The sequence below is a fragment of the Rathayibacter tritici genome (genome assembly GCF_001641005.1).
In the GTDB taxonomy this organism is placed as follows: domain Bacteria; phylum Actinomycetota; class Actinomycetes; order Actinomycetales; family Microbacteriaceae; genus Rathayibacter; species Rathayibacter tritici.
The window spans coordinates 2,077,355-2,090,021 of sequence record NZ_CP015515.1 but is presented as its reverse complement, the minus strand read 5'-3'; the positions used below and the strand labels follow the sequence as shown (position 1 = coordinate 2,090,021).

Genomic DNA, 12,667 nt, shown 5'->3' with positions numbered 1-12,667 from the left:
ACACGGGGTCGCTCCACCGCCTCGTAGACTTCGCGATCATGGGGAATCATCGTCGATCACCGCGCCTGCTCACCGCCGCGCTCGCCCTCGCAGTCGGGCTCGGCACCGCCGTCGTCCCGCTCACCGCCGCTTCCGCCGCCGAGGACGCGCCGTCGAGCGTCTCAGTCGAGACTGGCTCCCTCGACCCGGCGCTCGACCGAGCCGACCACGGCGTCCCGGACCAGTCGACGCAGTACGACGCCGCGCAGACGAAGAGCTTCCGCGCCGGCTTCATCATCAGCGACGCACAGTTCTTCGATGGCGACGCACTGAGCGCCGGCCAGGTGCAGTCGCTCTTGAACGAGAAGGGCAGCCGGTGCACGACCGGCGCAGGCACGCCCTGCCTCAAGAACTTCTCGCAGGCGACCCCGTCGAAGGCGCCGGACGCCATGTGCAGCGCCTACCAGGGCTCGGGCAGCGAGTCGTCGGCTGCGATCTTCACGCGCGTCGGAGCGGCCTGCGGGATCAACCCGCTGGCGCTCGTCGTCCTTGTGCAGAAGGAGCGGAGCCTCGTCACCACGACGAGGCCCGGCCCCGCCGACTACGCCAAGGCGACCGGGTACAACTGCCCGGACACCGCGGCCTGCGACCCCGGCTCCGCCGGCTTCTTCACGCAGGTCTACAGCGCGGCCCGCCAGTTCAAGCGCTACGCGAACCCGCCCGGCTCGGGCTCGAACTTCACCGCCTTCGCTCCGGGTACGACGCCGAACATCGAGTACAACCCGAGCACCGCGTGCGGCTCCTCGCCGGTCACCATCCGCAACCAGGCCACGGCCGACCTCTACTACTACACGCCGTACCAGCCGAACACGTACGCGCTCACCAACTCCGGCGATGCGAACTGTGCGACCTACGGCAACATCAACTTCTGGTACCTGTTCAGCGACTGGAACCCGAACGGGACTCTGGCGAACGCCGGAATCGCGCCCGCCGGCCGCGTCGATGCGCCACGCATCTCCGGCAGCACCCTCAGCGTGTCCGGCTGGGTGGTCGACCCGACCACGCAGCAGGCCGCACTGAGGACCACGGTCACCGTCATCGCCCCGGATGGCAGCCGCACGATTCGCACGCAGACTGCGAACGGCGACCGCGGCGACATCCCGGGCGACTACCCGGCCGCCGGCCGCGCCCACGGCTTCGGAGCGACGACGCCGGCCTCGACGCCGGGTACCTACCAGGTGTGCGTCGCGGCCGACTCCGTCGACTGGAACCGGTGGGTCGGCTCGGGAGACTCCCGTAGCCCGGGCGCCAAGGACCTCGGCTGCTCGAGCGTGAGCACGTCCGCGGGGATTGACGTCACGCGCCTCGCCGGCACCGACCGTCAGGGCACCGCCGTCGAGATCTCGAAGGCGGTCTACGGCGCGAACGTTCCCGTCGTCTACGTCGCGACCGGCGCGAACTTCCCCGACGCGCTGAGCGCCGCCCCCGCCGCCGCCAAGCAGGGCGGACCGCTCCTCTTGGTCGACCGCGACTCGATGTCGCAGCCCGTCCGCGACGAGCTCGCCCGGCTCAAGCCCGCGAAGATCGTGGTCGTCGGCTCTTCCCTGAGCGTCGGCGACGGCCTGCTGAACCAGCTGCGGTCCTTCTCCCCCCAGGTCCAGCGCATCGGCGGCAAGGACCGCTACGACACGTCGAAGCAGATCATCCAGTACGCGTTCTCGGGAGGTTCGGCGCGGGCGTGGCTCGCCACCGGTGAGAAGTTCCCCGACGCGCTCGGTGCGAGCGCAGCGGCCGGTGCCGTCGACGCGCCCGTGATCCTGGTGAACGGCGGTCTCGGTAGCGCCGACTCGACCACGCGGGCCATCGTGTCGGGCCTCAAGGTCCAGAATCTGACCATCGCGGGCAGCGCGCTCTCGGTGAGCGACGGGATCAAGAACTCCCTGTCGGGGCCGACGATTACGCGGATCGGCGGCGTCGACCGCTACGACACCTCGGAGCAGTTGAACCGCGCCGCCTTCTCCAGCGCGAAGACGGTGTTCCTGGCGACGGGCGAGAACTTCCCCGATGCGCTCGCTGGAGCCACGGCGGCGGGCTACTCGAATAGCCCCTTGTTCGCCGTGCCGCCGACCTGCGTGCCCCGCGCGGTCCTTGCGGACATCGCGAAGTCCGGAGCGAAGCGGGTCGTCCTCCTGGGCGGTCCGACCACTCTCTCGGAGGAGGTCGCGCGGCTCACGCCCTGCGGCTGATCGCGCTCGCCCCGCCACTAGCGTGGAGCAATGCTCTCGACCGCACCGCCCCCGACCGGCGCCCGACGCCGGCGGGGCGGTGCGGTCGTCGTCGTTCCGGTGCTGGCCGCGCTCGTGCTCGGGGGCTCGGTCGATGACATCCTGACGGCCGACTCGCGGGGGCCGCAGACCGTGCGATTGTGGACGTTCCTCCAGCCCGGGCCGGTGGCGGCCGACTTCGATCCGGGCGACCTCGTCTCGGACGAGGTTTTCTTCGACGGCGACGCCCTCGGCCCGCTCACGGTGCAGGCGTTCCTCAACGCCCGAGTCCCGGAGTGCGAGGGCTCTGAGATCCCGTGCCTGCGCGACTACGCGGAGGACACCGCGGCGATCGAGGGCGACGAGCAGTGCGCAGCTGTCCCCGCCGGACGCGACCGCCCCGCGGCCGAGATCATCAGCGCGGTCGCGGGCGCATGCACCGTGAATCCGGCCGTGCTCCTGGTGCTGCTGCAAAAGGAGCAGTCGCTCGTCACCGATCCGGAGCCGAGCGAGCGCCAGTTCCGCAGCGCCACAGGCTACGGCTGCCCCGACACCGCCGACTGCGACACGGACTCCTACGGCTTCGCGGCTCAAGTGTACGGAGCGGCGTGGCAGTTCCAGCGGTATCGGAACCCGGACAGCAGCTTCGATCGGTACCCGGTCGGCGCGACCAGCGACATCCGCTACTCCCCGGATGAGGCCTGCGGTGCGGCTGCGGTGACGGTCGTGAACGCGGCCACGGCGGGGCTCTACTCCTACACGCCGTATCAGCCGAACGCAGCGGTGCTCGAAAACCTGTACGGCGAGGGCGACGACTGCTCGGCCTACGGGAACCGCAACTTCTGGCGCATTTTCAGCACGTGGTTCGGGGATCCGCGCGGCTGACACGGCTCGCGCGGCGACGGCTCGGGCGGCACCGGATCAGGCGGCGACGACTCAGGCGGCGACGGGAGCCTTCGGGCGCAGACGCTTCACCGAGATGCCCGCCAGCTCGCCCAGCTCGGCCATGCTCGCGGCGCCGTGCCGTCGTGCCGCGTGCACGACGATCGCGGCGCACGCTTCCGCGTCTGCCGACGCGTCGTGGTGTCGGAAGTCCTCGAAACCCGCGGCCATCGCGACGACGGGGAGGCGGTAGGAGTCGAGCTCGTAGGTCTTGCGGGCGAGCTGGAGCGAACAGAGGTAGTCGTATTCGGGGTGCTCGAGGGCGGTGGCCGCGCAGGCCGCACGGATGACGCTCATGTCGAAGCCGGCGTTGTGCGCAACGAACACGTCCTCGCCCGCGAAGGCCGTCAGGTCGGCGAACTGCTCGACCCAGGTCGCGGCCGCGTGCACGTCGTGCTTGCGGATGCCGTGGATCCGCGTGTTCCACTCGAGGAAGTCGTCGAAGCCCAGCGGCGGGCGGATCAGCCAGCCGGCCCGATCGACGACGCGGCCGTCGCGAACCTTCACGAGCCCGACGGAGCAGGCCGAGGCTCCGTGCGAGTTGGCGGTTTCGAAGTCGATGGCGGTGAAGTCGATGGGCACGCTCCAGCCTCTCACGCACCTCCGACGCCGGCGGGAGGGGCGCGCGGCGCGGGCCCCGGGCGCACCCGTCCCGGCGCTCGGAGCCCACCGCGGCTCCGCCCGGCTCGGCCGCCGCCACGCCGTAGGATGAATGCCCGTGGCTCTCACTATCGCAATCGTCGGTCTCCCCAACGTCGGCAAGTCGACGCTCTTCAACGCGCTGACCAAGAATACGGTGCTCGCCGCGAACTACCCGTTTGCGACCATCGAGCCGAACGTCGGTGTTGTCAACCTGCCCGACTCGCGCCTCGAGGTGCTGGCCGGGATCTTCGGTTCCGAGCGCATCCTCCCCGCTCCCGTCTCCTTCGTCGACATCGCCGGCATCGTGCGGGGCGCGTCCGAGGGCGAGGGCCTGGGAAACAAGTTCCTCGCGAACATCCGCGAGGCCGACGCCATCGCACAGGTCATCCGCGGCTTCGAGGACTCCGACGTCGTGCACGTCGACGGCAAGGTCGACGCCGCGAGCGACATGGAGACGATCAACACCGAGCTCGTCCTCGCCGACCTCCAGACCCTCGAGAAGGCCGAGGCCCGCTACGAGAAGGAGCTGAAGGGCAAGAAGATCGAGCCGATCGTGGTCGAGACCGCGAAGAAGGCGCGCGAGTTCCTCGACTCCGGCAAGCCGCTCTCGGCGTCCTCGCTCGACCTCGAGCCGATTCGCGAGTTGGGCCTGCTGACGGCCAAGCCCTTCATCTATGTTTTCAACGTCGACGAGGCCGTGCTGACCGACGACGCGCGGAAGGCCGAGCTTTCGGCCCTCGTCGCGCCCGCGCAGGCGATCTTCCTCGACGCCAAAATCGAGTCCGAGCTGATCGACCTCGACGAGGCCGACGCCGCCGAGATGCTCGAATCGACCGGCCAGACGGAGTCGGGTCTGAACCAGCTCGCCCGCATCGGCTTCGACACCCTCGGCCTGCAGACCTACCTCACGGCCGGCCCGAAGGAGACGCGCGCCTGGACCATCGGGAAGGGCTGGACCGCGCCTCAGGCCGCGGGCGTCATTCACACCGACTTCCAGAAGGGCTTCATCAAGGCTGAGGTGATCTCGTTCGACGACCTCGTCGAGACGGGGTCGATCGCTGAGGCGCGTGCGAAGGGCAAGGCGCGGATTGAGGGCAAGGACTACGTGATGCAGGACGGGGATGTGGTGGAGTTCCGGTTCGGGTCGACATCGACGTCAAAAGGTTAAACGCGTGCGTGCTGTCTTCGTAGACGAGTCAGCCCGCGACGATCGGCTTTACTTCTTCGGTGCCCTGGTGGTGCACGAGCAGGCGGCAAGTGCGATCGAAGTTGGTCTGAACGGTATAGGCGAGCTTCTTGCCGAAAACGTCCCTGGCTTCAGCAGGGACACTGAGTTCCACGGCAACGAGATGTTCCACGGCGAAAAGGGGTGGGACCGAGTTCCGGTCGATTTTAAGATCCGTCGGGTTCCCGGTTATACCGATCGTCAGCTGTCTAGTCTGATCGACACTATGTACTTCGGGCCGTCCCACGCGAGTTGATTACTCCAGGCGACCGATGTGGCGACATACTTCTCGAATCGTAAGCTGACGATCGTGGAGAAGGATTCGCGTGCCAGGGCCGCCGTCGATCGGATCTCGAGCAGGATTCAGGCGGCGACGACGTCTTTCTACGTCTGGTACCCCTGAAAACACAACACCCCGCCGAGGCGGGGTGTTGGCCAGGTGCGGGAGGCCTTGCGGCGTCCTGCGTTCCTCAGTCTCGGGGTAGCCTCCGACATCGTCCTACGTCCTGCCGTGCGTTGAAGTGGTCCCTCGGTGATCACTTGCTGGCGCACGGGGCAGCCAACCACAAGCATGGCGCTCAGCAGCGACGCCCGTCCATCCGGCCCTTAACTTCAGTCGTCCAGGTCTGCTGAGGTCCCGACTGCCAGGGTGCGGCGGCAGGACGGCGACGCCGCAACGTCCCGCTTTACCGTATGACGCTCGTGCTCGGCGTCGTCCGCGGCTGGGATCATCAAGGCGCGGATTGAGGGCAAGGACTACGTGATGCAGGACGGGGATGCGGTGGAGTTCCGGTTCAACGTGTAGACGGCTCCGACTCGTTGGAACGCGGTCGGCTCGCGGGATCGGCTGATCCCGCGAGCCGGAGCCAAAGGCCGAACCATCCGGCACCGACGCATGCTCCAGCAGGAGGGGACCGCTGTGTCTTCGGGAGGTTGACCGGGCGGATGGGAGGCCGGTGGCAGCGCCCTCACGGTGCCGCCGCTCGCCGTCTCGACATCACGCCCTTCCACGGCGGCGCTCCAGACGATCGACTCGCATTCTGCTCGCGGTACGAGGGCGTTGGCCCCCGTACCGCGAGCCGCTGAGCCGAGAGGCCTACGCGGCAGCACCGAACGAGCTGTCGCGATGAAGGCGCTCGACGCCGACAACGACACGCTGGTGCTTGCACTCCGGGTGCACGGGGAGCGCCGAATAATTGGGCACGTCGTCTTCCCCCTGCCGGGTCGGAGCGCCGCAGTTCGAAATCGGCTGGGTCTTTGATCTCGAGCACGCGGCGCACCGGGGCTGCGCGGACGATCACCGAGCCGGGCTTCACAGGGGTGCGGCGCGCATCGGTTCGACGCGGAAAACGAAAGCATCCGAGATGAGCACGTCAGTGAACGAGGTCGCGGCGCTCCAGATGGTGAGCGACGGAGCAGCTCGAGAGAGGATCTCGGCTGCGACCGGAATTTTCCTTCGGCACGGTCGCCCTGAATGGACGTCCGTCCTAAGGATATGACGGTATCGACGAGAGAACCGAAGAGTATGAGGATCGGCAGACGATCAGGCACCGGCCTAGACATCGAGAAGTACCGAAGAATCATCTCTGTAAGATTCTTGTACCTCTCGCGGATCCTTCCTCGTGCATTTTTGATGCGCGGCCGTTTTCTCTGTGCACTCACGTCGTGGTGGTGGGCATGGAGAACCCCCGGGGCGTCGATGGCTCTCCGGATCCGAGCGGCAGAGCAGTTGTGGCCGTGCAGAGAGTCATCTCGGCAGCTCCCACGAGCGTGACTGTAGTCCGCGCTCGCGACGCCTCAAGTGCCGCAGATCAGCGCAGAGAACATGTCAAAGCGCACAGCCAGTTCTGCCGTGTCCGCAAGTGTCCGAGAGCGTTCGCCGTGCTGACCTATCAATCTATTGAGGAACCGGGATTTCTTGAGTTGATGGCATGAGAACTCCCAGCCGAAGCGCAGTTGCGTCGATTTGGGCCGGAGTACACTCACGCCGAAACACCCCCACACTCACCATCGCGAAAGAAGATAAAATGAACGACGCGGGCATTCTTGCAATCGAGCTCGACCTCGACAACATCGAGGTGATCGATGTGGCCAAGGGCTTGGATGACCGTGCACTCGGGATTTCTGCCTCCGACACGTGGCTTTGCACGTCCTCGTCCTCCTCCACGTGCAGCTCCACCTGCTAGAGAACGCCTCGACTGACTCATTCGCGGCCTGCGATCGAAGCAGTAGTCGCAGGCCCCTCCCGCTCTGAAGTAAGGGTGACAACAGGAACCCGTCAGGCTCGAGACGAGGATCACGATCATAAGTAAAACCGACAAATCGTACGTGGCCCTGAATCTTGAGCTACGGATTCCGAACTTCGATCCACGCATTGGTGATGAGGTCCTCACCCGTGTTGCTCATGATGTCGGCGATCGACCGTGGTGGTTCCTCCGATACTGGCAATCGGGGCCACACATCCGCTTCAGGGCGTTGCGTCGCGAAGACGCGGAGATCATCGAGCGCTCGGTGACGACCAGCTTCACGAAGTGTGCGACATCTTCCTGGAAAGACATCGCAGTACTGACAGATCGGGAATACCGGGACGCCACGTCGGGCGTTGCACGACAGGGCGAAGGGGATGGTGAAATGGAGTGTCTGCCGCTGGCGCCTCTAGGAGTGCATGCGCGTCCGTTCGAGAGCGAAGAGTCCCGATATGGGGGAGTGCAACGTTATCGCGCAGCCATTAGGGCCTTCAGCGCCTCTTCCGTCAGCGTGGGCCTCACGCTGGACTCCCATCGGGACATGGACGCGCGCACGAGATATCTCCTCGGTGCGTCGGCAATAGCCAACTTCTATGGGCGCGTTGCGGAGCTAGCGAATCCCTGTGGAACCGCGGATGGTTACGAAGGAAAGCGGCTGTCCATTTCTACACTGCGCAGTGCCCCGTTTGTTCCCGCGCCTGTCGTGACGATGATGAATCGCATCATCGCGAACCCTCGTCCAGATACTTTCGAGCACGTGGACCCGCGTCTCCTAGGCCCAACGGTCAAGGACGTGCTGACAACCGAGAACGTGCCGATACGCGGAGCGTACCTCGGCTCGATCATTCACACCACATGCAACAGGCTGGGGCTCGCCGTAGAAGCGGAGAGGTCATTGCGCTGGACGGCTCTTGATCTCGTGGAGGAACAACGTCGAGCTTCGCGCCGAGGTTAGGTCAAGTGATCCGGCCCCGATCCCGCGGAGAAGGACATGAAAAGTACGAGTCAGGAGCCGTATATGCATGACAGATCGCGCTTGAGTACTCCCAAGTCGAAGATCGTGATGGGTGCTGTAAACGTCGCGGTCCCGGTCGCGCTCTATTATTTGGCCCGCGCTCTCGGCGCGAGTCAGGTGGTGGGGCTGATGACGGGAGTAGGCTGGTCTCTCGTCTCCACGGTGTACGTATTCGCGATAACCAGGCGGATCAGTGCAAGTTCCGGGGCCGTCGGATTCCTCCTCCTTCTCAGTGTCATCACCGCGTTGGTCACGCGGGCTGCCTCGTCGGTCCTCGTCGCCTCCGGCGTCGTCCCCGCTGGCATAGGTCTGCTCATGATTGCGTCCGCCTTCGTCGGACGCCCCGTGATCCAGAGCCTGATCGCTCCGGCTATGGATGCCGCTGCGAAGAATGAACGAGTCACTGCCACGTGGATGTGGAACAACGAACCGACTTACCGGCGCGCCATGATCGTGTCCACGGCGCTGTGGGGATTTTTAGTCCTCGCCGAGGCGGTCGCAGGCATAGTCTTGGCTGTGAGTCTGCCGGTCGATGAAGTGGTGGCCATCCGGCCAGTGGTCGCTATTCTGATCGTCGGCGTAGCTGGTCTCTGCCAGTACCTGTACATAGGCCATCTGAAAAAGTCTGTGCCCGGAGAACTACGTGAAGGTAGGGACACCCAGTGAATCATCCGCAGCTCGTGAAGGACGTACAGCACAAGGTCATGAAATTCGGGGTCTCCTTTCTGCCGGATGTCAATCCTGGTCTTCGGTCACCGGTGCAGTACTACCGCGACCTCATTCGACTCAGTTTGCAGGCGGAAACACTCGGATTTGATTACGTCAAGATGACGGAGCACTATCTGGGAGACTACGGTGGCTATTGCCCATCGCCGATGATGTTCCTCTCGGCGGTGGCGGCCGAGACCCAGGACATAAAGCTCATGACGGGAGGCATCCTCCCGGTCTTCCATCACCCAATCCAGATCGCGTCGCAAGCGGGGATGCTCGATGCCTTGAGTGACGGTCGCTTGGAGCTGGGATTCGCACGCGGCTTCCTTCCCTACGAATACGCAGCGTTCCAGATCCCGATGAGCGAGAGTCGTGATCGCTTCTGGGCCACTGTTGACGCAGTTCGTCGGCTGCTGAGCTCCGAGGACGTCTCGATCAGCAACAAATACTGGGAATTCGCGCACGCGACGACGCGCCCGCGGCCGAGCGGTGTTGACGGAATTCGTTCTCTCGTGGCGGCGTCCACGTCAGAGGAGACGTTCGTCAGAGCAGGAGCGCAGGGAATGGGCCTAATGGTCAGTCCAGGTCTCACCGCGCCGTCGCCGCGTCTCGTGGAGGTGTACCGTAAGAACTTTATCCCCTCTGGCCACGATGCCGCCCCGCGGGTCGTGGTGAGCGTACCGGTGCTCGTTTCAGCGACGGATGACGAAGCAGTCGATGCGTCCCGGACGGCGCTCGACGGATACATCTCCGCAACATCTCGTGCGAGCGAGTCATGGGCGCACCTCGACGAGCCTGTCTCGTTCGCTCGATACCAGGACATGGGCCAATGAACCGCTCGAGCCAGCAGTAAGGCGATGATGCTGTCGGGAGCCGCACTTGTGGGCTCACCGAGTACTGTGATCAGTCAAATCGTCCGACTCGACAAGATTTACGGCGGGATAGACACCTTGCTTCTGCAGGTCGATTACGGCAACTTGAATCCGGTCGTCGCCGCCATGAGCATCGATCTCTTCTCCTCGGAGGTCGTCCCGGCGGTTCTGGCCGAGGTCGCCGCACCCGACCACCGGGTTCTCTGACCGATGAGGTCGAATGTCGTGGGGCTGCGGACCTACACCGTCGGCACTGACAGCATGGATATCCGAGCCGGACGGCGACTCTATGTCGATGATCGACTCGAGGCGCTTGTGAAATCAGGCGAGAAAGAAGACCTGCTCGTCGCCCTGCCGGGGCAGTCGTATTTTCTCTCCAGGGGTCTCTCCGATCTCAAGCTGTCTATCGCTGTGAACGCGCAGGACTCGCTGGAGCTCGCTCAACGAATCGATGATGTGGTGCGGGAGGCGTTCACGGTCACAGCAGTGACGGATCGAGAAGCGGTTTCACCGTTGGACGGAATATATTCAACGGCTTATGGCATGGTTCAGCGGTTGGCGCCTCCGACGACTTCCCATAAGCGTCTGATGCCTTTCTTGGTGACAGTGTTGCGAGCACTTGCGGACACACATCCTCGAGGCAGCTCCTACGGTTACGTTTCGCAGTATTCGAGTCGTGAAGCACTGATGGAGCTCGTCACTGAGGATGGCCGCGACAGTATTCGATCACAGGTGCGTGGGCAGCGCGAGTTGCTCGCGACAGCTGCCTGGGATGAAAAGTACCAAAGGGGCTCATCGTAATTGAGGGTGTAGTCGGGGTCTGAAGCCGCCAGTTTCGAGCAGGCTGCGGGCGATGTAGTTGGTGAGGTTGCGGAAGCCGAGGGCGGACCCTCGGAGGTGTTCGAGGCGGCCGTTGATCGCTTCGGTGGGGCCGTTCGATGTGCCGGGGCGGTCGAAGTAAGCGAGGATGTCGGCGGCGCGGGCGTTCATCGTGCGGCCGAGGGTGACCAGCTCTTTCAGGGCTCGTGGGACCTTGCCGCTGATCGAGTCGATCAGCGCTTGCATCGCCGTCTTCCCGGCGGTCCGATCCGGGTCGCGGTAGGCGGCGATCATGCGTTGATAGATGCCCCAGGTCGCCTCGACCTCGACGTGCTCGTCGACCGCGAACACCGTCTTGAGGCGGGCGTGTTGCTTGTCCGTGAGGAGGTCGGCGCCGGTGTGCAGGGTCCGGCGTGCCGAGTAGAGCGGGTCTCTGGAACGGCCGCGGTGCCCCGTCGACTGTTGTTGGACGCGTTGCCGGCAGCGGTCCAGGGCGTCGCCGGCGAGGCGGATGACGTGGAACGGGTCCATCACCGGAACCGCGTCGGGCAGTTCTTCCGCGGTCGCGGTCTTGAACCCGGTGAACCCGTCCATCGCGACGACCTCGACCCTCGCCCGCCAGGTGTCGGGTCGGTCGGCGAGCCACTGCTTGAACACGGCCTTCGAGCGCCCCTCGACCATGTCCAACAGCCTGGCAGGCCCAGTTTTCGCGCGGATCGGAGTGAGATCGATGATCACCGTGACGTACTTGTCTCCGCGGCGCGTGTGGCGCCAGACGTGCTCGTCGACACCGATCGTGGTCACGCCCTCGAACCGGGTCGGGTCATCGATCAGGACCCGTTTCCCCTCGGCGAGAACAGCCGCGTTCGCGGTATGCCACGACACCCCGAGGCCGGCCGCGACACGGGCGACGGTGAGGTGCCCAACGACGAGGCCTTCCAGCGCCCACCGCACGCCGCGGCGGGAGAGCTTCGCCCGCGGCTGCGCGGCCTTCGTGATGTCTTGTCGCCAGATCCGGCCGCAGCCCGTGCATGCGTAGCGGCGCACCCGGACCAACAGGGTCGTGGGTCGCCAACCGAACGGTTCGTGCGCGAGACGCCGCGTCACCGTGTCCCGAGGCACGCCCTCCGCACCACACTTCACGCACCACGGATCAGGGTCAACAACCCGACATTCCAGCACCGCCCGATCGGGCGCAAGATGCTGCCCGACAACACGAAGGCCGAGCTCGTCCAGGCGGCAGAAGGTCGTGAGATCAGGGTCGTCGAAGGTAGCGTGAGACACGTCGAGGTCTTTCTGATGGCTGGCGTAGGAACCTCCATCATCGGAAGACCTCGACCCCACTCCCGGCCACGACGCGCCGACCCCACACTCGTACGGCTACACCCTCAACTGCGAAGAGCCACCAAAGGCAGCTCATCCATTCCCGATTGGCCTTCATTTTAGGACAGATGCTTGGAGATCCTGGGGCATGGGACGTTCCGGATGGAATATTCATTCCGGAAATGATCTCTCGCTTTCATGTAAGCATTCAAGGTCGTTCCTTCCTCAATATTGGCACGACGCCCTGGTTTCAGGCTTACAGAAAACTCAGTGATCTTGTCTACAACTATGTGTTCTGGCTCTGTGGGGTAAGTCTTGTCGAGAGGATAGCCATACTCGAGACGACCCTGTTTGCAGCGCATGAAGACGGTTGGAGGCTGGCTTCACTCATCGACGACAAGTCGGCGCCGCCTGCATGATTCGTTGAGCTGTTCGCCCATCGTGGAGGGTCAATGATAGAGGAATTCGAACGTATTGTGGTGCTTCGATGGAACCCCGTCCCACAGCGCTCGCTCGCAAGCCCCGAATGGAAAGCCAAGCTGAGGCGACGTGAAGCGAGTTGGTCGAGATTCCGCCGCCTGCGAGTCGACACCGCGTGTTTGCTAGAGGAAATGATCGGTGCGGACGCG

13 protein-coding genes and 1 pseudogene are annotated in these 12,667 nt (G+C 64.7%); 12 read left to right on the top strand and 2 right to left on the bottom strand.

Going from position 1 to position 12,667, the window contains the following annotated elements; all coding sequences use genetic code 11:
- The first annotated feature begins 38 nt into the window (after positions 1–38).
- Together A6122_RS09485 and A6122_RS09480 are read left to right on the top strand one after the other, a co-directional pair.
- Positions 39–2,225, top strand: coding sequence for a cell wall-binding repeat-containing protein (locus A6122_RS09485; protein WP_146085075.1), 2,187 nt, complete (start codon positions 39–41; stop codon positions 2,223–2,225).
- 30 nt (positions 2,226–2,255) lie between these two features.
- Positions 2,256–3,128 carry a hypothetical protein gene (locus tag A6122_RS09480; protein WP_068254218.1) on the top strand — a complete coding sequence of 291 codons (873 nt, stop codon included), beginning with the start codon at positions 2,256–2,258 and terminating at the stop codon, positions 3,126–3,128.
- Positions 3,129–3,179: 51 nt separating this feature from the next.
- Here the strand turns inward: A6122_RS09480 and A6122_RS09475 are convergent, their stop codons facing one another.
- Entirely contained in the window at positions 3,180–3,767 is a 588-nt protein-coding gene (locus tag A6122_RS09475; RefSeq protein WP_068254217.1) for an exonuclease domain-containing protein, read from the bottom strand.
- A 136-nt stretch (positions 3,768–3,903) separates the two neighbouring features.
- Between A6122_RS09475 and ychF the strand changes: the two genes are divergently transcribed.
- From ychF to A6122_RS16540, 9 genes and pseudogenes are all read left to right on the top strand, one after another.
- Entirely contained in the window at positions 3,904–4,995 is a 1,092-nt protein-coding gene (ychF, locus tag A6122_RS09470) for a redox-regulated ATPase YchF (RefSeq protein WP_068257406.1), read from the top strand.
- Positions 4,996–4,999: 4 nt separating this feature from the next.
- Positions 5,000–5,308, top strand: a complete 309-nt coding sequence (locus tag A6122_RS09465; RefSeq protein ID WP_068254216.1) for a hypothetical protein — start codon at positions 5,000–5,002, stop codon at positions 5,306–5,308.
- Positions 5,309–5,785: 477 nt separating this feature from the next.
- Positions 5,786–5,857, top strand: a pseudogene (locus A6122_RS15805) (DUF933 domain-containing protein); the annotation flags it as partial.
- 1,222 nt (positions 5,858–7,079) lie between these two features.
- Positions 7,080–7,238 carry a thiazolylpeptide-type bacteriocin gene (locus A6122_RS16975; protein ID WP_167542364.1) on the top strand — a complete coding sequence of 53 codons (159 nt, stop codon included), beginning with the start codon at positions 7,080–7,082 and terminating at the stop codon, positions 7,236–7,238.
- Between the two features lie 142 nt (positions 7,239–7,380).
- Positions 7,381–8,253 (top strand): lantibiotic dehydratase C-terminal domain-containing protein, encoded by an 873-nt coding sequence (locus A6122_RS15800; RefSeq protein ID WP_167542363.1) that lies wholly within the window; start codon positions 7,381–7,383, stop codon positions 8,251–8,253.
- Positions 8,254–8,334: 81 nt separating this feature from the next.
- Complete coding sequence (locus A6122_RS09460; RefSeq protein ID WP_167542362.1) at positions 8,335–8,979, top strand: VC0807 family protein; 645 nt, start codon at positions 8,335–8,337, stop codon at positions 8,977–8,979.
- Positions 8,976–9,857, top strand: coding sequence for an LLM class flavin-dependent oxidoreductase (locus tag A6122_RS09455; protein ID WP_068254214.1), 882 nt, complete (start codon positions 8,976–8,978; stop codon positions 9,855–9,857). The genes A6122_RS09460 and A6122_RS09455 overlap by 4 nt, the downstream gene beginning before the upstream one ends.
- Positions 9,858–9,923: 66 nt before the next feature.
- Complete coding sequence (locus A6122_RS09450) at positions 9,924–10,103, top strand: hypothetical protein (RefSeq protein ID WP_068254213.1); 180 nt, start codon at positions 9,924–9,926, stop codon at positions 10,101–10,103.
- A gap of 18 nt (positions 10,104–10,121) precedes the next feature.
- The gene (locus tag A6122_RS16540; RefSeq protein ID WP_146085076.1) at positions 10,122–10,697 is read left to right on the top strand and encodes a hypothetical protein; all 576 of its coding nucleotides are present in this window, start codon (positions 10,122–10,124) and stop codon (positions 10,695–10,697) included.
- Here A6122_RS16540 and A6122_RS09445 read toward each other — a convergent pair.
- Positions 10,689–11,999 carry an ISL3 family transposase gene (locus A6122_RS09445; RefSeq protein WP_068250249.1) on the bottom strand — a complete coding sequence of 437 codons (1,311 nt, stop codon included), beginning with the start codon at positions 11,997–11,999 and terminating at the stop codon, positions 10,689–10,691. The two genes, A6122_RS16540 and A6122_RS09445, sit on opposite strands and share 9 nt — an antisense overlap.
- 167 nt (positions 12,000–12,166) lie before the next feature.
- Between A6122_RS09445 and A6122_RS16535 the strand changes: the two genes are divergently transcribed.
- A complete protein-coding gene (locus tag A6122_RS16535) occupies positions 12,167–12,457 on the top strand; it encodes a hypothetical protein (RefSeq protein WP_167542361.1) in 291 nt (96 codons plus the stop codon).
- Positions 12,458–12,667: the final 210 nt, after the last annotated feature.

Coding starts and splice junctions, on each gene's coding strand:
- A6122_RS09480 (WP_068254218.1), top strand. CDS start 2,256: ATGCTCTCGACCGCACCGCCCCCGACCGGCGCCCGACGCCGGCGGGGC.
- A6122_RS16975 (WP_167542364.1), top strand. CDS start 7,080: ATGAACGACGCGGGCATTCTTGCAATCGAGCTCGACCTCGACAACATC.
- A6122_RS16535 (WP_167542361.1), top strand. CDS start 12,167: ATGCTTGGAGATCCTGGGGCATGGGACGTTCCGGATGGAATATTCATT.
- A6122_RS09485 (WP_146085075.1), top strand. CDS start 39: ATGGGGAATCATCGTCGATCACCGCGCCTGCTCACCGCCGCGCTCGCC.